The 22240-nt window shown below is 44.4% G+C and carries 15 protein-coding genes; 3 read left to right on the top strand and 12 right to left on the bottom strand.

Annotated features, from left to right (window positions below):
• Positions 1 to 17 precede the first annotated feature (17 nt).
• The 3 genes from ACFFUV_RS11540 to ACFFUV_RS11530 form a co-directional block, all read right to left on the bottom strand.
• Positions 18 to 638, bottom strand: a complete 621-nt coding sequence (locus tag ACFFUV_RS11540; RefSeq protein ID WP_390192718.1) for a hypothetical protein — start codon at positions 636 to 638, stop codon at positions 18 to 20.
• Positions 639 to 768: 130 nt separating this feature from the next.
• Positions 769 to 1455, bottom strand: a complete 687-nt coding sequence (locus ACFFUV_RS11535) for a response regulator (protein WP_390192717.1) — start codon at positions 1453 to 1455, stop codon at positions 769 to 771.
• A complete protein-coding gene (locus tag ACFFUV_RS11530) occupies positions 1448 to 3043 on the bottom strand; it encodes an ATP-binding protein (RefSeq protein WP_390192714.1) in 1596 nt (531 codons plus the stop codon). The genes ACFFUV_RS11535 and ACFFUV_RS11530 overlap by 8 nt, the downstream gene beginning before the upstream one ends.
• Positions 3044 to 3265: 222 nt before the next feature.
• Here ACFFUV_RS11530 and ACFFUV_RS11525 point away from each other — a divergent pair, with 222 nt between their 5' ends.
• Together ACFFUV_RS11525 and maeA are read left to right on the top strand one after the other, a co-directional pair.
• Positions 3266 to 4549 carry a 2-hydroxycarboxylate transporter family protein gene (locus ACFFUV_RS11525; RefSeq protein WP_390192712.1) on the top strand — a complete coding sequence of 428 codons (1284 nt, stop codon included), beginning with the start codon at positions 3266 to 3268 and terminating at the stop codon, positions 4547 to 4549.
• 9 nt (positions 4550 to 4558) lie between these two features.
• Positions 4559 to 6139, top strand: a complete 1581-nt coding sequence (maeA, locus tag ACFFUV_RS11520) for an oxaloacetate-decarboxylating malate dehydrogenase (RefSeq protein ID WP_390192710.1) — start codon at positions 4559 to 4561, stop codon at positions 6137 to 6139.
• Between the two features lie 68 nt (positions 6140 to 6207).
• Here the strand turns inward: maeA and ACFFUV_RS11515 are convergent, their stop codons facing one another.
• Both ACFFUV_RS11515 and ACFFUV_RS11510 read right to left on the bottom strand, forming a co-directional pair.
• Positions 6208 to 7758 carry a methyl-accepting chemotaxis protein gene (locus tag ACFFUV_RS11515; RefSeq protein WP_390192707.1) on the bottom strand — a complete coding sequence of 517 codons (1551 nt, stop codon included), beginning with the start codon at positions 7756 to 7758 and terminating at the stop codon, positions 6208 to 6210.
• Between the two features lie 269 nt (positions 7759 to 8027).
• Positions 8028 to 9506 (bottom strand): MAC/perforin domain-containing protein, encoded by a 1479-nt coding sequence (locus ACFFUV_RS11510; RefSeq protein WP_390192703.1) that lies wholly within the window; start codon positions 9504 to 9506, stop codon positions 8028 to 8030.
• 866 nt (positions 9507 to 10372) lie between these two features.
• On the opposite strand from ACFFUV_RS11510, the gene ACFFUV_RS11505 reads away from it, so the two are divergent.
• Positions 10373 to 11782, top strand: a complete 1410-nt coding sequence (locus tag ACFFUV_RS11505) for a family 43 glycosylhydrolase (protein ID WP_390192701.1) — start codon at positions 10373 to 10375, stop codon at positions 11780 to 11782.
• Positions 11783 to 12010: 228 nt separating this feature from the next.
• On the opposite strand, the gene ACFFUV_RS11500 is transcribed toward ACFFUV_RS11505, so the two are convergent.
• From ACFFUV_RS11500 to ACFFUV_RS11470, 7 genes are all read right to left on the bottom strand, one after another.
• On the bottom strand, positions 12011 to 12523 hold the full coding sequence (locus ACFFUV_RS11500) for a hypothetical protein (protein ID WP_390192699.1): 513 nt from the start codon (positions 12521 to 12523) through the stop codon (positions 12011 to 12013).
• Positions 12523 to 12735 carry a hypothetical protein gene (locus ACFFUV_RS11495; RefSeq protein ID WP_390192697.1) on the bottom strand — a complete coding sequence of 71 codons (213 nt, stop codon included), beginning with the start codon at positions 12733 to 12735 and terminating at the stop codon, positions 12523 to 12525. The genes ACFFUV_RS11500 and ACFFUV_RS11495 overlap by 1 nt, the downstream gene beginning before the upstream one ends.
• A gap of 150 nt (positions 12736 to 12885) precedes the next feature.
• Positions 12886 to 13059 (bottom strand): hypothetical protein, encoded by a 174-nt coding sequence (locus tag ACFFUV_RS11490; RefSeq protein ID WP_390192695.1) that lies wholly within the window; start codon positions 13057 to 13059, stop codon positions 12886 to 12888.
• A gap of 208 nt (positions 13060 to 13267) precedes the next feature.
• The gene (locus tag ACFFUV_RS11485) at positions 13268 to 13651 is read right to left on the bottom strand and encodes a hypothetical protein (protein WP_390192690.1); all 384 of its coding nucleotides are present in this window, start codon (positions 13649 to 13651) and stop codon (positions 13268 to 13270) included.
• A gap of 127 nt (positions 13652 to 13778) precedes the next feature.
• Positions 13779 to 14213 carry a hypothetical protein gene (locus tag ACFFUV_RS11480; protein WP_390192686.1) on the bottom strand — a complete coding sequence of 145 codons (435 nt, stop codon included), beginning with the start codon at positions 14211 to 14213 and terminating at the stop codon, positions 13779 to 13781.
• 356 nt (positions 14214 to 14569) lie between these two features.
• A complete protein-coding gene (locus tag ACFFUV_RS11475) occupies positions 14570 to 14782 on the bottom strand; it encodes a hypothetical protein (protein ID WP_390192684.1) in 213 nt (70 codons plus the stop codon).
• Positions 14783 to 14811: 29 nt separating this feature from the next.
• Complete coding sequence (locus tag ACFFUV_RS11470) at positions 14812 to 22224, bottom strand: two-partner secretion domain-containing protein (protein ID WP_390192681.1); 7413 nt, start codon at positions 22222 to 22224, stop codon at positions 14812 to 14814.
• Positions 22225 to 22240: the final 16 nt, after the last annotated feature.

Here is a 22240-nt window from a genome sequence, read left to right as displayed (position 1 = left end):
TTTTCTTTATGCGGTGATTATTTCGCTGATACTTGGCGAGAGTAGCTGATTGAACCAAACATGAGCAGGCCATAACCAAATAACTCTAGCCCTTCTTCGACAACATTCTTGACGATTCGCACGTAATTGTCACCTAAAGCCCCTTGCCAAAAATCGCCCATCCCCATCAAGCGGCTAAACACCAGTACTACCGCCATGCCGTAACAGAGCGTATTAAACTGAGCGGTACGCGAGAAATCGTTGAGCGCGTTTAAGGTCGAGCCTGGCGCTTTCACGCGGGCAAAGACAATGGCGCCCAACGCAATCAGCCACGCTGGATATTTCCAGAAACCATGTTGAATTTCGTCGAAAAATGCATCAAGTTCACGAATCAGCATACATAGGAAGAAACTGGCAATCAGTACATACGCACCACGCGATGACGCATGCTTTGCCGCCAATCGGAAGAAGCACAACGAGCTAATCAGCAGGAACAACTCTTGAGAAATTTCCGTCGCCGACTGCTCCGGAATGTCGTTACCTAGGACGAGAATATCGAACATTACAATGCCAGCAATCAGCGAGAATCCAGCGCAGATCAGAAAGAAGCGGGCACCAGCGCCGAAAATGGCTTGCCAAGCGTTAGTATTTTTATTCATATTGATAACTCAAACGAGTGACTTAGATCACATAAATGGATGAGGTAAATGTATCAATATTGAATTTAGTTTCAATCAAAAAAAGATAAAAAGATATCAATCTTCAATTAAGCTTATGATTAATAAATATTTATTTTTTGTACACTGTTCGATACAAACGCTGAGGTCGACCTCTGGTCTGATAGTTTAGAACTAGCTGTACTTGCCCTTCACCTTCTAAAAACTCCAAATAGCGACGTGCTGTCACGCGGCTAATGTTCATTTTCTGGCCAATATCGTCGGCTGAGAATTCTTGCAAATCTTGCTCTTTGATCAAATTCTTTAAACTTTCCAATGTGGTGGCATCAATCCCTTTAGGCGTTTCTCGTTGTGATTTCTGCGCACGCTTACCCAGCAGAGCATCAATGTCATGCTGATTGACTTCGCTATGAGCCAGTAGCTGCTGCTTATAGTGTTTGTAGTCGTTCAAAGCTTGGTTGACCCGCGACATGCGAATCGGTTTGACCAAATAATCAGAGACGCCAAGATGAACCGCTTGTTCGACCGTTGTCGATTCTCGCTCCGCCGTCGTCATAATGAAATCGCACTGCACGCCTTGTTTTCGCAAGCGGCGCATAAACTCAATGCCCGAGCCATCCGGTAGCGTAATATCCACAAAAATCAGGTTGGGCTGATAAATCGCGTATTGCAACATCGCATCGGCCACGCTTTCACTTAACGCGACAACTTGAAAATCCGAGTCTTGGGTTATAGTTGATTCAAGCAGATAACTGGCTCGCAGGTCATCTTCGAGAATCATCACGCTGTATCTAGTCATATTGGTTGAGCACTTGTTTATCGATATAAATACTAAACACCGTAGTGTCGTTATCACTGCGGTCCCATTCAAGGCTGGCAGAAAAGTAGGTCACCAATTGATGAACCAGATACAGCCCCACTCCATGCTGCTCCTCACCCTGTTTTGTGGATACGCCAAATTCAAAGATCTGCTCCGCCACGGCGTGGTCAATACCTACTCCAGAATCTTCGACTTCTATTTTGAGCAGTTGACCTCGATCGCTAATCGATACATTAACTTGAGCAGAACGTTGTTTTCGATTTTGCCACGCGGCTAACAATGCGTTATCAATCAAATTACCAAGCATTGTTAGTAACTTATCAGACACCGGCTTAGGATATTGTTCAATATGGCTGTGGTCATCAAGTTGAAAATCCACGCCCATATCATTGGCTTTATTGAATTTTCCCAGCAGTAATCCGGCTAATGCGCTGTCGTGTACTGAGTGGACAATGCCATTCACCACCCGCTGATAATCATCGCTTTCTTGCTGAATAAAACTGACCGCTTGCTGATAGTTTTCCATCTGTAAAAAGCCCGATAAGGTATTCAGTTTGTTGGAATACTCATGGGTTTTACTGCGCAGTAACTGCGTATAATGCTTTAGGTAGGTCAGCTCTTTTTCTACCTCACTGGCGGACTGATTGGCGAAAAACACCACCACGTGCCCAGTGAGTGTTTTTCCTCGATGAATGGGGTACAAGTGCACTCGGTAATCGGTTTTGCCAAACGCCACCGTAGCTTGGTGATAGCCGCCACTATGTTCAAGGACAAAATGAGCCAACGCCGGAGCAAGATCGCTCAGTTTTGTGCCAATGGTGACCGAAGTCCCACTGGGAAGGGCGAGTGATGCACTGCGGTTTAACGTGGTGATTGACAAGTTACTGTCTAAAGCAATGATGCCATCTCGAATGCTATCGAGGATCAATTCATGTTGATGAAATTTCGCGACGATCTCTTCGGGCTGATAATCCAAGAATGTGCGGCGCATTTTGTAGAGAAACAACAGCGTCATGATGATGGCCATCACATAAACCAGCACAATCATAAAACCGATTTGTTGATATTGTGCCATCACAATACGGGTGGTTTTTTCTGACAAATACCCGACGCAAATCGCGCCAATGACTTCCCCACCATGAATGAGCGGCACAAAGTTGCGGATGGCAAGCCCGAGCGATCCTTTCGCTTCACTGCTGTGTGTGATGCCTTGATTTAGGGTGGGCAACATGTCATCACCGATAAAATGCTGGCCGATACGCTCACGGTTGGGATGACTTAAGCGATAGCCGTTCTTATCAACAACCACGATATAAGACGCATCCGTTTGAGCGCGAATTCCTTCAATATAATCGTAAAGAACAGCGGGCTGTTGCTGGTTTACGTCCTGTACTGCGTCAACAATCTTGCCATCGTGAGCCAGTACTTTTGCCAATTCAATGCCACGCGCTTGTAGTCCTTGCTGATATTGAGTCTGCAATAGAAAAAAGATCGCCGTCAGCACCGTGGCGACAATCACAGTCGACGTGGTAATCGCGCTGAGCGCCAAATGGTTCTTCAATTTCATGAGTCATCAATCGCAAAGATGAAAAAAGTGGCGGGTATTCTCCGTACTTATTCGCAATGAGTCAAAAGTTATCCAACTTTTGGTCTGAAAATCATCGCCTCAGCATGAACAAAAGTTACAAAAGGTGTTCTTAGTTACATTACACCGAATCTCAATCTTCCTTTTCACAACAATTGTTAAACTTCGCAAAATTTTAAAAACAACCCTACAAGAGAGCGAAATATGTTTAACAATGATGTCATATCTTCACGTGACAAGCGCATGATCAACTTTGTGTTTGCCGCTTCCGCTATCGTCATCATGGTTGCCACCATAGGTAACAAAATGCCAACGGGCCTCATTGGCGCATTAGGCGTAATGGCTGTGGTGGGTTACATCCTCAACACACTTGGAAACAAAACCCCCATTATCAACCAATACTTCGGTGGTGGCGCGATTGTGGTGATTTTTGGTTCTTCGTATATTTTTCACTCTGGATTGATTCCAACGGAAGCCGTCAATACCGTGACCACCTTTGTCAAAGGCGGTGGTTTTCTCGCATTTTTTATTGCGAGCCTGGTCACCGGGTCAATTCTCGGCATGGAAACAGAAGTGCTAAAAAAAGCGGCGCTAAAGTACATTCCCGTCATTTTTGGCGGCGTTGCGTGTGCCTTTTTGATGGCAGGCTTCGTCGGCGCCATGCTTGGCGAAGGCTTTTTTGATTCCATCATGTTAATTGCTTTACCGATTATGGGCGGAGGCATGGGAGCAGGCGCGGTGCCACTGGTCGAGATCATGAAAGGCAGCACGGATCTATCAACCGAAGCACTGATGTCAAAAATGGTCCCAGCATTAGCCATTGGTAATGCGGTTGCGATCGTAATGGCGGGCCTGCTCGACAAACTTGGCAACCTGTTCCCATCTTTAACCGGCAATGGCAAGTTAATGCATGGTCAACAAGAGACCGCAGCGCCAGAGGAGCAAGAATCCTCGCTGAGCGTGCAAGCACTTGGTGTGGGCGCGTTACTGGCGATCACCATGTACTTAGTGGGCTCGTTGCTAAGTTCAGTGATTAGCATGCACCCGTATGCGCTGATGATTTTATCCGTGGCGTTTATCAAAGTATCAGGTGTGATGCCTCGTGAACTTGAACGTGCAGCGCATGCTTGGAGCACTTTCGTTGTAAACAATCTTACTCCTGCCCTTCTGGTCGGCATTGGTGTGGTTTACACCAACCTTGACCAAATCGCGATGGCCTTAACTTGGACCAACCTGATGATGGTGGTCGCAACGGTGTTTGGCGCCATCCTTGGTAGTGCCCTGATTGGGCGTCTTATTGGCTTCTATCCAATTGAAGCAGCCATCACTGGCGGCTTATGTATGGCGAATATGGGTGGCACCGGTGATGTTGCCGTGCTTGCGTCATGTAAGCGTATGAGTCTGATGCCATTTGCCCAGATCTCTTCTCGTCTTGGTGGTGCCTTCATGCTGATTCTGGCCACTTTTATTCTAGAAATTTTCTTATAAGGCCTTGTAATGTCACAGATAAACGAATTGGACATTCATTCTGATGCGGGGATATCCCCGCTTTCTTCCGTGGGTATGTCACAGCAAAATCTCCACAAGAAAACGGCGCAAATCCGCTTTTCACTGGATTTGGCAAACAATAACCTGTCGAAGTACTTAACCCTTCGTCATGTTCAGGATCAGAACGAACGTCTTTTCTATCACTACATTCGCGAAAATATCCGCGATAGCCTGCCCTACATCTATACCCCTTCGGTAGGCGATGCATGCCAAAACTACAGCTATCTGAACTTTTCACCTCGCGGCTTATATCTCACCTACCGTGACGGCCAGTCAGTAGCTGAGCAAGTGCAAGCCATCGATCAAGAGATCGATATTATTGTGGTCACTGATGGCTCTCGCGTACTGGGTCTTGGTGATCTCGGAATCGGTGGCATGGGCATCTCGATTGGTAAACTCTCTCTGTATACCGCGGTGGGAGGCATTCCACCAGAGCGTACTTTGCCAGTTTGCATTGACGTAGGCACCAATAACCCGAGCCTCAAATCGGATGACCAATACTTGGGTGATAAGCAAGACCGCGTCAACGACGAGGCATTCTATCGCTATCTCGATGAAGTCATGACGGCTCTTGCTGAGCGCTGGCCAAACGCGATTATTCAGTTTGAAGATTTCAGTAATAACCACGCATACCCACTATTGAAAAAATATCAGCATCAATACCGCTGTTTTAATGATGATATTCAAGGTACAGCGACTGTTGCAGTCGCGTCGATCAAACGTGCGCTACTCAAAGCGAAGAAAGCGCCAAGTGATGCCAGAATTTTCGTCGTCGGTGGCGGCTCAGCTGGTTGTGGTATTGCGGATTTGATACAGCGCAGCTTTGGGTTTGATAACGGCGCAGTTTACATTGTCGACCGTGATGGTGTGTTATTTGACGATGACACATTAAGTGACATGCAAGTACCGCTGGCCCGTCCCGCCGGTGAGCGTAAGTCAGCCCGCGCCCCACTGCCTCTTTTAGATGCGGTTGAGCACATCAAACCGGACGTGATTGTTGGCGTTACTGGCGTTACTGGCCTATTTAACGAGCAAGTCATTCGAACCATGGCAAGTCACACAGAGATGCCCGTGATTATGCCACTGTCTAACCCGGTGAGTGCCTGTGAGGTCACACCACAGCAAGTGTTTGACTGGATTGGCGACAACGCCATTGTGATGACCGGAAGCCCGTTTGCTCCAGTTGAGTTTGCGGGTCGCAGCCACATAATTTCACAATGTAACAATGTTTACGTGTTCCCAGGGATTGGTCTTGGCGCGCATGTGGTTAATGCAAGCACCATTACCGACACGATGCTGCAAAAAGCCATGGATGCACTGGCAAACTTTGAATGTTCACGCAATAGTGATTATGAAGTGCTGCCAGCGATTGAATCGACTCTCGACATCTCAAAAGCCATCGCTCACGCCGTTGCCATTCAGGCAATGGAAGAAGGCGTTACCAATGAGCAGGACCTTTGCTTAGAAACATTATCTCTGCGCATTGAGCAGGCGTTCTGGAACCCAAACCTTGAGACGTTTCACGCCTAATCGAGCATAGCGCCGTATTGACCGGTGAGAAAACGGATGTTTTCACCGGCCAGCGATTTCAGTAAAAATCACCCCATAAACTGCGCCATTAAGCGCTTTAAAGCCTCAATGCTGTCCACCAACTGTTTCGTGCGCTGCACGGAACTTTGCGAATGTGTCGACGTGTCATTCGCAAGTGCTTGAATATTGGCGACGTTGCTATTGATTTCACGAGTCACGCTTGCCTGCTGCTCTACCGCAGTCGCGATTTGATGGCTGTTATCAGAAACTTGATTGAGCTTTACTTCGATGTCCGCCAGGACTTCTGCGGTATTATCGGCACGCAGCTGACACTGCTGAGATAACTCTATCCCCTGTTGCATCGAGTTCGAAGCAAGGCTAACGGTCTCTTGAAATTGACTGAGCATGGTTTGAATTTCATCGGCAGAATGGTGCGTTTTTTCGGCAAGCTGGCGAACTTCATCAGCCACCACAGCAAACCCTCGACCTTGTTCTCCGGCGCGCGCCGCTTCGATCGCCGCATTGAGTGCAAGCAAATTGGTCTGTTCTGAAATTTGGCTTATCACGGTAAGCACCTGACGAACATGTTGAGTTTCCACTTCCAAAGACTCAACAATCTGTTGCGATTGGGCCAATGATTCCACCAAGTGTGTGATTGCTTGATGCGTTTGCGCCAGGCTTTGGCTGCCTTGCGCTGATTTATCCGTCGCTTGTTGCGTTAATTGATGGGCATCCGCTGCCGAACTCGCGACATCTTGAATCGAGTGAGTAAGCTCTTCCACTGCGGTCGCCACACTTTGAGTCGCGCGACATTGCCGATCAATACTGCTGCCAATGGTTTGGATATTGGTAAACTCCTGCTCTGCTGACGATAAAATTTGCCCTGAAGTTTCCGTGGCTCTTGCCGTGATTGCCCGAAGCTCAGCGTTTCGCATGATCAATGCTAGCTGCAAGGGAGAATAATCATCAAAATGATCGGTATACGGTTTTTCCATCAACGGATTTGAATACGCTTGTTCAGCAAGTTGACGAATCGATTGGTATCGTCGCCCTTGATAGTAGACAACGGCGAGTAAGCAAGCACTGGCTACCGTCAGCGTTGTACTTAATATGGTCGGTGCAAGCACCCACTCGACACCACTGCCCATCAGCAATATTGCACTCAGACCCGCAACACTTTTATGCAACGACAAACGCCAATGACGCAGCGTCTTTCCTGACTGCAATTTTTGATACAAGGCCAATGCGCGCTCAGTTTGCTGCTCGGTTGGCTTTGAGCGCACTGACTGATACTCAACCACCTTACCTGACGCATCACGAATCGGAGTCACAAACGCTGAGACCCAATAATGCCGACCACGATCTTTGCACTGGTTTTTGACTAACCCCATCCAGCTCTTGCCCTGCCCAAGATACTGCCATAATTGGGAAAAAGCTGCCTTTGGCATATCTTGATGACGAACGATATTGTGAAGCTCTCCTTGTAATTCTTCCGGCGTGTATTCAGCAATATCACAAAAATCCTGATTGGCATAAGTGATACGACTTTGTGGATCGGTGGTCGAGATTAAATTGGCATCCGGTTGATAAGTTTTATTGCGAGTCGTTTGGCGAGTCATTAAAACGGTCCATTCATCCATAAGGGCTAAGTCAGTGTGCCGGACTATTTTATAGAACCCATTACCCTTGGTTATATGATACGTATCAATGATGATATAAATATATTTTTATCAGTAAACAGCCAAGCCAATCATTCAGTTTAACTGCGCTTCTAGTTCACTAAAATCGAAACTGCCCTACATCGCATCTGTAAGGCAGTTTATTCGTGTTGACGATTATCAGAAGTGAATAAGTTTTCAATAGTGACATTGACCCCGAGCGAAAAGTACTAACCTTTCTTTGAGATAGGTAACATAAAATCGGCATGTAACAGTTTCAGCGCAACCACGCTCTTAGCTCGGCTAGAAGAGGTCACCTTAATACCTTGAATCACTTTACCATTGTGATTTTCTGGTTCGCAAACCACTTCAAATCCACTGCCGCCACTGTGCGGAGCATGCATCGAAAACACCTCGGGCTCCAAAGCCGGAACGGATTGATTAAACTTGTCTTTGACGGGGGAAATCAACTGATAAAACGCCACGAGTCGGTTCAGATTATTATCCTTTTCTCGAAGTCCGATCCCTGTCATCGCGCAGCCTTCCGGCACTTCAACCAGCCGTTCATAATCACCTGGGTTAAAGCTGGTTTTATCGCCGTCTACTCGCCATTCACGAACTCCAGTTGCCGAGTTTTCAAACTGCACCGCGCAGCGCGTAAAATGACATCCGCTGTTAATTCTTGCGCCAAACCCAGTCACAAATTCAAGTGGATCAACCGTAAAACACCCGACTTGGATAGGATGCGTACCTCGAGAGTAATCTTTCCACTCAGGCTGATAACAACAAGGGGTAAATAGACGGGTAAACTCCATTTCTAATGTATCGCGGCGAGTGGTGTCTTTACAGAGTTCCCAGACGGGCAATAATCCTTGCTCGGTAAAGGCAACCCAATCGGGGTTATCTGCTACGGTTTCAACCCACGCATCCCACTGCTGATGATTGAGTAAACTTGGATCTCCGCCGACAATCTGAAGGCCGCTTTGTGACTGGACATGGGTTGAATCGACAGACGTGCTGGTTTCAAACTCGCTATAACCAGACACCGTCGCGTACTTGGCTTTAGCTTCCAGCTCAAATGTTTGCAAACTTTGGTAGTGCTGACTACTGCCCGAACACATATAGGTTGATTTCCCTCCAATACGAACCCCAACCACCACATGTGTTCCCCACTCATTAAATAAGGTTTTAGCATCAACGCTTGGCGAGTTTAATGCGTCATCAAACTCTGGAATGAGGCTTTTACTCAGGTAATTATCGATGCTTAACGTCGCATATTGGCACATCACGTTAATCGATAAAAAGTGGGTCGTTTTCTCCGTGCGCTCTTTCTGAGAAAACTCGCTAGAGATTGAGCCAGAGAACGCACCATATCGCCCTCTAACTCCGGCACTCAATGAAAATGCCTTCTCAAAACTTCGATAAGACGTTTCTCTGATCGTATCTTTTTCACCCACACTCTGACTGTTATTTAGCATACAGATTGTCGGATAGACATAATGTTTATTACCGACTTTTTTTGCATCCTGACTCATATTATGAATATCTTTAAAGATCGCAGGACGTGCTAAATTACAAGATTCTGAATTGGCTATCTCACCTTGAAAATTATACAACCGCCCAATCGAATCTGCCCCAGAAATAATTTCAGACTGAGCTTTAATCTCTAATTCTTCTGGCGTTAATTCTAAAATTCCATTTTCACTCATCGTGATTGATTCCTTATAACATGAAGTTAATTGATATTGCATTACACGTATTTCAATGAAACGGCCTCCGAATAAGAAACTCGTCTCATTTGCACTCAATAACCTTGGAACAAAAACACCAGAGCAACAAATAAAATTAAGTTATTGATATAAAAATTAAGCCAACATAAAACAGCAGCTTATCCATTTTAGTATTTTCTCTATCGTGAAATAATATCACTCGCAATCATTGATGAGAAAAAACTCAACATACAGACAAGGTTTGATAAGTGAGGTAAAGTTATTAGAGTTAATGATCTACCACTGCATTTGTATCAACCCGTGTATCGGCTTAACCACGAAGGATAAAGGTTTGAATTTCTATCGCTTCGATCGCAACTGGCCGCGCACACAGGCGCTCCACACAAAGAGACGTCTAGAACAAAGACAAAATGACAATTCAATCAATACTGCATTTTGGTATAGATATTTCCTCGAACGACACACTTAGATGCCTCTCCAACAGCCACAGCTTCTCGCCCACCTCCACTACATGCCCCTTAAAAAAGCCACATATAATACTAAGTTTGGTATAAATAAAACACGGAATATTTAAATATAAGGCATGTTATTAATAATTCTATATATTTACATTAGAGTTAATATCATAAAAATGTTTAACTCGTAGGATAAAATACAAATTTAACAATAAAATTAAACGATTAAAATCATCAATATATAAAGTTAAATTAATAAATAACATTTTAAGATTTATTATTAAGACTCGGATCACTTTTTATTTAAAATGATTAACTATACCCTTTAAACGCTTATTTATTTCAGATCTATTTTTAATACAACGATGTCTAGGTTAATAAGGGAATATCATGAATAAACAGTACTCTGTTTTATTATTATCTTCTGCCGTGTTCGCAAGCCCATTCGCACTCGCATTAGATAATGGCGTTTATACCATCACTTCCAAACACAGCGGGAAATTACTCGAAGTCGCCAGCTGCCTAACCGGTGACGGCGAGAATGTCGCCGTTTGGGCAGAGAATGGCAATGACTGTCAAAAGTGGCTGATCACCAATCAAGGTAACGATCAGTACTCACTCATCAACCTCAATAGTGGCAAAGCACTCGAAGTGTATGAGTTTTCAACCGCAGATGGGGCGAATATCAGCCAGTGGGAGTTTAACCAACAAAGCGGACAACTATGGACGATTGAGCAGCATGGCGGTGACTACAGCTTTGTCAACGTTAACAGTGGTAAAGCACTCGATCTCTATGGTTTCGACACCGCAGATGGGGCCAATGTGGCTCAATGGACCTACACCGCCAACGATGCCCAATTATGGACGTTAACCAAAACCGCGAATGTTGAGTCTGAGCCTTATGATCCTTCAACTACGGGTAGTAACCCTGACCATTGGGATCTCGCTGGGAACCTCGTTACTCACGATCCAACGCTTACCTATGAAGACGGTATTTGGTGGGAATTTCAAACCAGTGATGATGGTATTGCCGGTAAATACTCGACAGATGGCTTAACATGGTTTGGCGCCAGCAACATTTTTGCCAACGGTTTATCTTGGTGGACAGACTATGTGCCGGGGAATGACGGGCGTAACGTTTGGGCGCCTGATGTAAAATTCTATAACGGCCGCGCATGGATGTATTACACCGTGTCTACCTTTGGCTCGAACACGTCAGCGATAGGCTTAACCTCAACCGACAGTATTATCGGTGGCGGCTGGGTCGATAATGGCTTAGTGATCAATAGCGTTGCAGGGCAAGATGATTACAATGCCCTCGATCCTGATTTGGTCATAGCGGAAGATGGCGCGCCCTGGCTGGTGTTTGGCTCTTGGTTCTCTGGTATTAAACTGACCAGAATTAATCCAGAAACCATGAAGCCGTTTGGTTCAATCTATAGCCTTGCCAGCCGCTCAGGTGGGATTGAAGCGCCAAGCATTATTTACCGCGATGGCTACTACTATTTGTTTGTCTCTGTCGGCAGTTGCTGCCAAGGCACCAATAGTACCTATCGCATCGCTTATGGCCGTTCACAAAACATCACTGGCCCATACTTAAACAAGGCGGGTCAATCGATGCTCAATGGCAATATTGAGATTTTTGATGCGGGCAACGAACGTTGGGTTGGCCCTGGCGGCCAAGATATCCTCAACACCGATGTGATTATCCGCCACGCCTACGATGCCGAAGATAACGGCACTCCTAAAATGCTGATCAGCGATCTCAACTGGGACGCACAAGGCTGGCCAAAGTATTAAACTGGCTATTTATATCTAAAAACCAAAGAGCTAAGCGCAAGCTTAGCTCTTTGTGTTTCCATGCAATAATCACGGCTTTAAATTCAGCCAGTGAAAATCTATCGGCTGGTTGTCCGTCCAATCATCATTTACGGTATTATAAACTTATCCAATAATAGGATGATTTTCCCCATTAACATAAAATAATGTCAACTCCATCTACTACCTCTAATTAGGTGGCAAAATTCACTATGCCACTACACCTCTAGGATTACATGCAAGGAAAATATATTGCCTAACAGTATCTTTTGATGGTAATGAATTAAGGTAATCATCACAGATGATATATCCCTTCGTATCATCATAACCATAGGTTTGGTAACTTTTCATAGTGGCTTTTACTATGCACCCTAACAGTATTTGGTCTATCTCTTGCCACCCATCATCTAACCCGAGAACTAATAAAAAATAATTATCATAATCAAAAGTTAATCTTAGTTGATTCTTAAGTACAAACTCCTCAACTTGTTCGTCACGATATATCTCAACCCGTATCCAAGGCTCCTGATCCTGAATCTCAGACCATTTACTGTTTGCCTCCCACTTATTTACCTTTAGATCTAAATAAGATGCGTCATTTAAGACTTCATTATCTTGGGAGAATGATATTGGGATATCTTTTCCCCAAGCTCGGGAAATTATAGATATACGCTCAGGTAGTGGTAATTTATTATCGATAAAAACAATATATTTAGAATACATTACATATTTCCTGTATCTTGGAGGCGCTTTAAACCTTTTTCAGCTTTTTTAATCAACTGATCTCTAATAAACTTAGGTTGACGTTTAAATGCCTCATTAATTTGAGGTGCCAAAGGCTTTGATAGATCAGGTCTAAAGTCAACGATCGAATTTTTCCCACTACCGGACTGTATTTGTAGCTTACCATTTGGTTCAATATCAACCCTTAACAATCTTTTTCTATTACCAATGACAGCTTCAATATCTGGCCCTATCGTTTCACTAGCCTTAATGTCTCCTTTTATACCATCACTACTACTAGAGTTTACGATAAGAAGAGGGGGCCTCCCCGAATCAGCAGGGCTTTCTGTCCTATCTAATCCTTATTCATTGGTTGCCGTCTCGGTTGATGGAACTATCGGCTCTGCTGACTCGGTTACCGTAGTCGGATCATGGCCGCCTTGAATGGATAATGAAGTCGAAGGATAAATTGAGTCGGCAATCGTACTACTATCATTGCGTAGCGCCTCAGCTCTTGTAACAACCTCATTTGGCATGCTGTAATATTTAACGTTGTGATTTTAAATCTGCTGACCTGTACCCCCTAAAATGCTGATCAGCGATCTTAACCGGGACGCACAAGGCTAGCCGACTTATTAATCTCACCAAACGACAAAGAGCTAAGCATAGGCTTAGCTCTTTTACAATAATTATAAAAATTGAATATTTAAGTACATGTTAATTTTAACAAAACCGCTTAATAATTTAAATTTCATATAATCTATCATTGTATAACCCTGCTTTTTTATTGTAGAGAACCACATCAAAAAAAACATTAAAAATAGTAATAATTATATAGATAAAAAATAAAGGAACCCCACCATATAAAATAGAAACAGTGATTAACCATTGACATAAATGTCTAATTATAAATGAATGGTAACCTCTTATTTTCTTTATGTTGCTTTGAACGTAGTAAACAGGAGAAAAAACAAGAATAATCAAGGAATAAATAGAACTATCTTCACTGTAAAATTGATGGAAAAATTCTACACCTATTAGCATATTAATCTGTGCCAATTTCCCTAAGGACTCTATCTCAGACCACGTCAACTTTTTATTTATCTGTGTTTTCTTTTTTATTTTCAAATTCTTTATCTCTATCAGATAAGGGATTGAAGATAATTACCGTTTTAAATATTGATTCCATATAGAATCATACTATCAAAAAGAGCTAAGAATCGATGACTTAGCTCTCCAGAATTAGCACAGACTATTAGTCAACAATACTTGCGTACTTAAAGTTCAATCGGTATTGTACTGCAGCTTCATCACCATATTGTCCTCCAGATACAAAATAAGGATGAAGTGGTACCAATTCCTCTATTGTCTTTTCTTTTGAATAGTAACGGAATGTCACAACACCGCTATCACTAACTTGAAAATAAGGTCTTGTAAAGACGCCCTCTTCTCCCAACTCTAAATCTTTAATAACTCTATTATTGTCGAATGTACCAAATAGCACAGGCTTTTCTTTTCCTGCTAAAGGTAGAAACTTCACATACAAGCTTGTATCAAGTTTTGGGTTACTAAACTTGTATAATTTTCCAACCTCTACACCGGCTTGCTGATGAGGTGGAATTATTGCAGCACAACCCACGACTAGGGCCAAAACAAAGAGAGAAAAGTAGACTTGAACGATCTTTTTCATGTAATACCTATTTTCTTGCGTTATTCATCCATTATCTATAGGCGACAAAGACCGCAAAAATATAAAGGTATCATCAACACCGATGTGATTACCCGTCATGCCTACGATGCCGAAGATAACGGAACCCCAAAAATGCTAATTAGCGATCTCAACTGGGATTCAGATGGCTGGCCAACTTATTAACCTCGCCAAACGACAAAGAGCTAAGCGCAAGCTTAGCTCTTTGGGTTACAGCTCTATAGTTATCTTCGAATCTAGAGACTCTGGCAATTGTAGAAACTGTTTCCATATAATAAACATAGCTTTAAATTGAGTATCGCCGAAATTTTACAAGCCAACTTATGCGGGTTTGTAAATTATGGCTCGATTCCCTGTTCATCGAGAATAGACCGAAGTTGACGAACTAAAATGCTTACTTGCTCTTTGCTGTACCCAAGCCTTGTATCAAAAGCATGTATATCTACACCAAAACAAATTTCCCGCATACCTGCCATAATAATTAACATTTCCTCATGGCTAATCTCGCACGTTAAAGTAGACGTAGTGTCGTCATTATCAATAACTTTCATAAAACTTCTCCTAAACAAATTTCCAATCGCTATGGGTATGGAGTTGAACGACTAGGCAACGTATCAAGGTACTCTGTCCAATCAGAGGGCTGAAAAGCAGTACTTTCACCTGCTCCCGAATTTCGAATCACTACAGTACTCGACGAATCTTGAATATAAACAGTACGTCCATCTTTGTAATAGCGTACCTCACTCGGGTTATGAAGAACATCTTCCACATGGTTTTGGAATTGCTGTCTTGTTCTAACGTCCGGAAATTCTCCTTGCTTCAAAACGTGCTTGTCAAATGCATGTCCATTAGCTATTTCTTGAGCTGTTAACTGTTTATTTAAATTTGAACCGCTTGCAAAACTACTGGCGTCCCCGTTTTTAGCACCGCTGGTACTAGAAGAACTACCTTTACCTGCGATGGAGCCTACACCAACCCCAATAACTTCAAGTGCAAATCCAGAACCATCTTTTATATCAGATAAGCTATAAGAGCTTCCGATATTTTCTACGTTATTCTCTGTTAGAGCATTTACATCATCGGGGCTAATCCCAGAAACTTTTGATGTTATATATGTTGATGCTTTGTCTTTAACTTCCGCTATTTGCTCACCAATGGTAGCTGAAACAACGACATCTTTTGCAACTTCAGCAACGGCTTTGACGACTCCTCCCGTCATTACGCTTAAAGCAAACATCGCTGCTTGCGCTTGCTCAACGGGAAGCGTGTCTATATACTTTTGTACATCACCAAGCTTACCTAACGCTATTTCTGCAGCAGTTTGATTTGCGAGTACCAATTCAAGAGCTTGCTCTGAACTCTTCTTAGCTTGCTTCTTTGGTTCTGAAAAATCGGCAATATCTCCGTTAGCCAATATATCAGCGACCGTAGTGTAAAAGGTTTCGTTAGTGAGAATTCCTTTTGCAACTTTAGGGTCTACACCTCTCTCAATTAAAGTATCGAGTGTGCTCTCGACTTGCCCTTGAAGTGCTATCGAGATATCTGGGTTATCAATATCAAAAAGCGCTTTAGCTAACGATTTGCTTCCCAATTTAAATGCAATATCGCCAACATCCTCAGCAATTTTCTCATGGCCTTTTGACGTCAACAGCCGATGGTCAACCGTAAAATCAAAGTCTCCTTGCTGGCGTGTTACATCGTAAAGATCTTTATCAGATTGAGTAATATCGCGATTTAAAGAAGTCAGTTGCTCATCATCGGTTTGAGTAACTTGAATATCGCCCAAGCCAATGGTTGCAAGTGATTTAGTTTTTTGATAATTGGACTCATCGCTATACTGAAGGTGTGACGATCCCTCAGAGAGATCAAACTGACCTATCTTATCGGTTCCGATATCGGTACTTACATTGGCGCTTTGATCACTTTGATAACGGGTATTACTCAGATCAGAATACGTCAATGTGTTAGTGACAAGAGACAACGCCCCTAAGTCATCGCCTTGCTCGTTGATCGTTGCAATCGTCGCGCCCTGAACGTCCGTACTCCCGCCAACATTGATATCAGCAGAGCCTTTGGAGATAAGAGATGTAGTGACCGTTTCTCGGCTCGTAGAGGTACCATTGGCTAAGTTAAAACCGCCATTAAGTCCGTTGACGCTGGTTTGAGCCGAAATACTTGTTGAGGCGCCGCCACTAACCCCTTCGCTATGGTGGGTACTGGTATTCTGATTTTGTTGCGACACAACATTAAGGTTGCCGCCGACATCTGCGGTTAACTGAGAATCGGCTTTCAGGTTTGCACCCAATATGCTTGTATCCTGCTGCGATGCAATCTGAATGGTGTTACTGGATAGAGAGCTATTGCTGTAGGTTGTTGAGCTAGATTGACTGCCAGAACGATTTAAACTCGCGTTGATGTCCGCCCCAGTTGCAGCACCATGAGCCGAAAGGGAAATCGAGGCAGAGCCTGATAGCCCCGTATTTTGGGTCTGCGCTTTATCTTGGGAAGCAAGCAGATTGATGTTGTTACTCGAAAGCGCAATGGTATCAGTGGCAGAAACCTTCGAACCTTGAACCGTAATTTCGTCGCCAGTTTCGTTTCCTGAATTGATCGAAACATTTTGTCCTGAAAGATTCGAGGCAACAGACGTTGTACCACTACTCGAGGTACTGTTTTTGGAGACGCTCATATCTATATCGAGCGATGCGTTAAACCCTTGAGTGACGGTACTGTCCATCGACGTATGCACTTGTTTTGCCAGCAATACTCCTTTGGTCGTCACATCTTCCGTTGCCATCGCAATGCCTGCGATGTACCAAGACTCATCGGCTTTTGATGCCGCAATTAGATTACTGAGTTCATCTAAATCTTCAGCCGCAACACCCGGCACTTGATTGTTATAATCTTGCTCGAGTTGCGCGTAGGTCTTTTCAAGGTCCTTCAACTGATCTTTGTATTCTTGATACGAATCTTTCGCTTCTTTAAGAGCCTTAACTGAATCTTTTAACGTAACTGAAGCGTTATATGTTTCAACGGCTTGATGTTTAACCGTAAAATTAACCGACGCATTGCCATGCGTTTCATCGGTTTTAGTTTGATAAGTGTCTTTAGCTTCTTTAATTGACACATCGCCAACAGAGGTCAGAGATAAGTCGCCTTGATTATCGTTGTCACGATCAGCAGCTAACTGAGAACCTTCAACAGTAATATCACCATGGCTATTTAGGCTAACGTTATTGTTGGCGGAAATAGATGCGCCCGTATGCGACGTCGATTGAGTTTGAGTATCGACTTTGTCGTATGTCGCCTCCGCAATTTGCATTGATAAACGACCATCCTTTAAGTCGTCTAAACTGCCTAATAGCCCTGTAAAGTTCCCCATGGCCAAGGAAGCAAAATTTGCCGCATTTGCTACGTCACCAAAACCAATCGACATTTGTTCGTCGTTAGAATAGGAGCTGGTATGGTTTGTGGCCGCAAGGACTTTGATATCACCGGCTTCACTGCTTAGCTCTGCGCTACCGTTAGCAGCTAATTCCGAGCCTACTACCGAGACTTCAGCACCGTTGACGGCTAAGTTACCCCTCGATTGAATTTGGCTACCCTGGGCGGTTGATGAAGTCACGCCTTCGCGATGGGAGTTCATTGAATAGATATCGCCACCACTAAACAGACTGCTCTCTTCACTCCATTGCTGACTACTTTGCTGCACATAATCGGCGCCAACCATCACTTGGTTTTCAGCATCAAGGCCGACATCACCGCCTGCGGACACATTACTGGCAAGAATGCCAATATCATTCCCAGACTGAATAGTGACATCCGCCCCGGTAATCACATTTGCGCTGTCTAGCAATGTGGCATCATCGATACTGCCCGTTGTTTTGCCAGTTAACCCACCAAAACCTTTTTTGATGGTCTCTTTGCGCTGGTAATCACGATAGCCCTGAGCGGCCAGTACGACATCACCATCGGCGCTGAGAGTCACGCTGTCATTCGCGCTAAGATCTGCGCCAACCAAAGTTAAATCACCTTGGCTTTGTTGATTTCCACCTGCTGCAATATTGATATTACCCGCATTGATTTGCGTGCCTTGTGCCGTCTCTTTAATGCTCTCTTTAATGGTGGTTTTCTTGCGACCAAACGATTTCTTTTTGGTTTTCTTGTCGTAGTGGTAAACACTGTCGTTGGCAGCCAATAGACTGACGTCACCTCCTGCATTAATGCTCGCCTCGTTGGTTGCTTGCAGGTCAGCCGAGGTTATCGCAACATTATTGCCAGCTTCGATTGCAATCGAATCACCGCGAAGCGAAGCTCCCTGATGTGTTTTGGTTTGTGAGATGCTGTCGTGTCTGTGCTCGTTGACGGACTGATATTGCTCATCGACTGCCGTATCTAAAGTGATATCCCCTTGTGCTTTAAGGGCAAGGTTTCCTAACGCTGCGAAATTTGACCCCGTAACATCAATATTTTCAGCAGCATTGACCATAAGATTGCCGCCAGAGCTTAAGCCCGATGCCAGATTGCTGACTGAATGCGTATCAATCTGAGAGCGGCCCTCAATGGTATGGTTGGTGGTTTGCTGGCGAGCGGAGCTTACCGTCACACTGCCCCCAGCGTTAAGGTTCTCATCACCGAGTGATTCAACATTCGCGGCAACAAGCTCGATGTTCTCACCAGCCGTCAAATCAAGTTCACCCCGCGATGAAATGGAAGCCGTGTTGCCCACGCCCGTCATAACATCGGCGCTGCGACTTGGGTTAGCTTTTGTGCTTAACTGGCCATTACCCGATACACTTAACGTCTCAACTTGAGTACGATTGATGATGCTGCCGTTTTGCGCAGTAAGAGACACATCCTCACCAGAGATTTGACCACTGATATTTTTAATATCTTTGCCTGCGGTTAGCGAAAGGTCACCTCCCGCCTCAATCGCCCCCTTTTTATTGAGGATTGAATCGCTTGCTTGCAGGTTCATACTTTGATCGGCGAAAAGAGTACCGTCTTGATTAGTGATGGTATTAGCGGAAATCGCCACATTGTTACCCGCAATAAGAGCGCCGCCTTGTGCAATACTCTGCTGGGTTGCGGACGAGAGGTACAGCTTTGGCGCAAGCACTTCTTGGCCATTTACGGTGACACGTTCATACCAAATAATGTCGTTTTCTAAATTGGCAATTTGTTCTGGTGTTAGCGCCACACCTGCTTGTAAATCTAACTCGATTTGTGCGCTCGCTGCCGCATCCATCAGGCTTTGCATTTGCGCTAAATCGCTACCTATGTTGGCTTCGAGGTAACGTTGTCCCGTTTGTTCGAAGATTGCCTGAGTGATTGTACGAGTATCATAGTAAGAGTCGCCAAGAAACTTCACGTCATTGTCAGGCTGATATTCGATCTTGCTAAGGAAATAATCCGACCCCACAAACTCGCCCATGTCGGTTAATAGAGGATTGGTTTCAATCACATACTGACTTTGTGGGTCACGACTTGGCACAAACAAACCATTGGGCGACTGTGGAATGGTGTAATTAGGGAACGCAATATCGTTATCACTGATAAACGGGGTATCACTTTGTTCAGCAGGCAAAGAAACTTGCGGCGCGCCAGGCAGCTCTATACCACTGCCTTCCGCGTTCGCTTGAGTGGTACCGTTGTCGACCGAATCGCTGGCAGTGATGATGATGTCACCATTAGCAATAATCGAAGAATTATAGAGTTCACCGACTTCCTCTATGGTAGTGAGTTGTCGTTGAACCTTTTTTTTGACAGTTGTGGAACTACTACCAAAACCACCACTTACCCCTCCCCCTTTTACGCTATTAGCGGCAATGTGATAGATCGCTTTAACCGTATTAGATTTCGCTTGATATGCTTTATTTGTAAACAGATCAGTATTGATATAGACATTCGAATCGCTGCTAATTAATGATGCTTTGTTGCTCATCTGGTTGGTATTAACCGTTAGATCATCGCCTGATACCAAAGATGAAGATTCTCCTTCAATAAGAACTTCCGTTGCGTTTTGCGATGCAATCCTTTCCACAGTGACAGCATTGGATGATGTGTCGCATCGCCAAATTTTTCCTCTATCGCCAACATCCTCACAGTTACTCTTTTTAACAAGTACTTTAAGAGTCATTTCTTGGGGAGCACTTTCTGAGCGATTAATAACTGTCTTTTCTGCTTTTAATCGAGTGTTTTCAATAGTATCGGCACTAAGCTGAATACCTCCTTGGGCTTCGATATTGCCTGAACGGTTATAAAACCCCTGACTCCACTGGCCGTCAGTGATCCCCTTAGAAATGAAGTCTCCACCAATCAGCATATCGCCTTGCTCGTTAACCACATCGCCAGCGACATTCAGCTTGGTATCTTCAGCGCTATACACAAGCCCGCTGTTGGTGACATTATTGGCTGCGATAATTTGCAAATCATGTGCGGCAATCAATGATCCTTGGTTATCCAAGTCTGTCACTGAAAGAGCGAACGCATCTGCCGATTGCAAAACGCCTTGATTGATTAAAGATTGGGCGCCTAATTCAAGCGCTTGGCTGGCATTAAGGTGACCTTGCTCACCCAGCTCTAAGCTTTCGACCGCAGAGGTGATAGTCGCACCCTGAAGTTGGCTGTTAATCTCGGCAACACCACCTTTCAGTGATAATTGCTCAGCACTCAGGTTCCCTTCACCTTCAATATGATAATTGTCGCCAGAAAAGGTTACGTTCTGCTCAGCGTGAATTTGCCCATCATTAAGTAGGGAAGAAGTACTGTCGAATTGAATCTGTTTAGCTTGCAACTCACTTTGAACATCCAGTTCAATGTTTGATGCTTGTGAAGTCACCCCACCACTTGAAGTCACTTGCGATTGATTTAAATTTAGCGAATCTGCCGTAATGTTAAGTTGACTCGGCCCTGCTAGCGTGCCTTTACTATCAAGTCCTGAAGTGAGGTGAGATTGCGAGAGTTGTATGTCTTGCTTCGCATTTAAATTTAACTCCTTGCGCGCGGCAACTGCACCGTCAGTGATCTCAATTCGCTTGGCGTTGGCATCGAATGTCTCTCCCGCATATTGCTGACCACTGAGCGCTAATTGATCGGAAGTCTCAAGCACAATATCGTGAGTCGCACTTGCATGACCAAGCGTGATTTTCCCGTCAGCCGAAATCTGAACATCCCCATTGGAAGCCGCTAAGTTACCAGCATTAACTCCAACACCGCTTTCTGTTGAGACCAATTGAATGCGGCCAGCGTACATACCGCCAAGCGCGGAGGAGTCAATCGCTAATTCAGGTTGGGTTTGTGGTTGCGATTGGCTTTTAGTGACATGATTGGTTTTATAGCCGACCTGATTGCGCCCTGTCACCACATTCAAATTTTGCGCATGAATGTCAGCACTTAACTTGGCAGCACGAGTAATAATATCAAAATACGTTTGCTGCGAACCATCAAGGCCCAAACCTTCAATACTGATGCTCCCTTGCGACACATCAAATCCATTGAGGCTCCCATTGATAATTTGCGGCGTACCGGTTGAAAGCGTGACGCGCGGGATGTTCATAAATCCGCAGCCATCACAGGTGATCCCATAAGGGTTAGCTAAAATTACATTCGCTTGTTTACCCAACACCTCGGTATAACCGTTGAGCTGACTGCGATTAGAACCGGTGACTTCGTTAAGAATCACACTGGCGGCTTGACCTTGCAGATTGGCATTGCCTTCCACAATTCCTGCAAGTTGAGACTGACTAAGTGCCTGTGTTGAGTTATTAAGAATCAAGCCAGTTGGGTCAACATTGAACATCTCATACTGGTTATGCGACAACCCCTTGCCATTGGGCTTAGCGATGTCCACCACTTCAACGCCATTGAGCGCCTGCGTCACTTGGGTTTGAGTTCCATTGACGACCACATTCGCCAATACAGGCTGAATGTTTATTGTCCAGCACAGAACGTAAACCAGCCAGCGGTTAAAACGAGTTTGCCAAGAAGTCATGAGAAGTAACCTTTTT

The organism is Vibrio olivae, assembly GCF_042428525.1.
In the GTDB taxonomy this organism is placed as follows: Bacteria; Pseudomonadota; Gammaproteobacteria; order Enterobacterales; family Vibrionaceae; genus Vibrio; species Vibrio olivae.
Note: the sequence above shows the minus strand (reverse complement) of the source record. Positions and strands in the feature narration are given on the sequence as shown.

Bases quoted from the DNA above. Each gene is read 5' to 3' on its own strand.
- ACFFUV_RS11525 (WP_390192712.1), top strand. From the start codon at position 3,266: ATGTTTAACAATGATGTCATATCTTCACGTGACAAGCGCATGATCAAC.
- ACFFUV_RS11530 (WP_390192714.1), bottom strand. From the start codon at position 3,043: ATGAAATTGAAGAACCATTTGGCGCTCAGCGCGATTACCACGTCGACT.
- ACFFUV_RS11505 (WP_390192701.1), top strand. From the start codon at position 10,373: ATGAATAAACAGTACTCTGTTTTATTATTATCTTCTGCCGTGTTCGCA.
- ACFFUV_RS11515 (WP_390192707.1), bottom strand. From the start codon at position 7,758: ATGACTCGCCAAACGACTCGCAATAAAACTTATCAACCGGATGCCAAT.
- ACFFUV_RS11480 (WP_390192686.1), bottom strand. From the start codon at position 14,213: ATGAAAAAGATCGTTCAAGTCTACTTTTCTCTCTTTGTTTTGGCCCTA.
- ACFFUV_RS11535 (WP_390192717.1), bottom strand. From the start codon at position 1,455: ATGACTAGATACAGCGTGATGATTCTCGAAGATGACCTGCGAGCCAGT.
- ACFFUV_RS11510 (WP_390192703.1), bottom strand. From the start codon at position 9,506: ATGAGTGAAAATGGAATTTTAGAATTAACGCCAGAAGAATTAGAGATT.
- ACFFUV_RS11470 (WP_390192681.1), bottom strand. From the start codon at position 22,224: ATGACTTCTTGGCAAACTCGTTTTAACCGCTGGCTGGTTTACGTTCTG.
- ACFFUV_RS11475 (WP_390192684.1), bottom strand. From the start codon at position 14,782: ATGAAAGTTATTGATAATGACGACACTACGTCTACTTTAACGTGCGAG.
- ACFFUV_RS11540 (WP_390192718.1), bottom strand. From the start codon at position 638: ATGAATAAAAATACTAACGCTTGGCAAGCCATTTTCGGCGCTGGTGCC.
- ACFFUV_RS11490 (WP_390192695.1), bottom strand. From the start codon at position 13,059: ATGCCAAATGAGGTTGTTACAAGAGCTGAGGCGCTACGCAATGATAGT.
- ACFFUV_RS11500 (WP_390192699.1), bottom strand. From the start codon at position 12,523: ATGTATTCTAAATATATTGTTTTTATCGATAATAAATTACCACTACCT.
- maeA (WP_390192710.1), top strand. From the start codon at position 4,559: ATGTCACAGATAAACGAATTGGACATTCATTCTGATGCGGGGATATCC.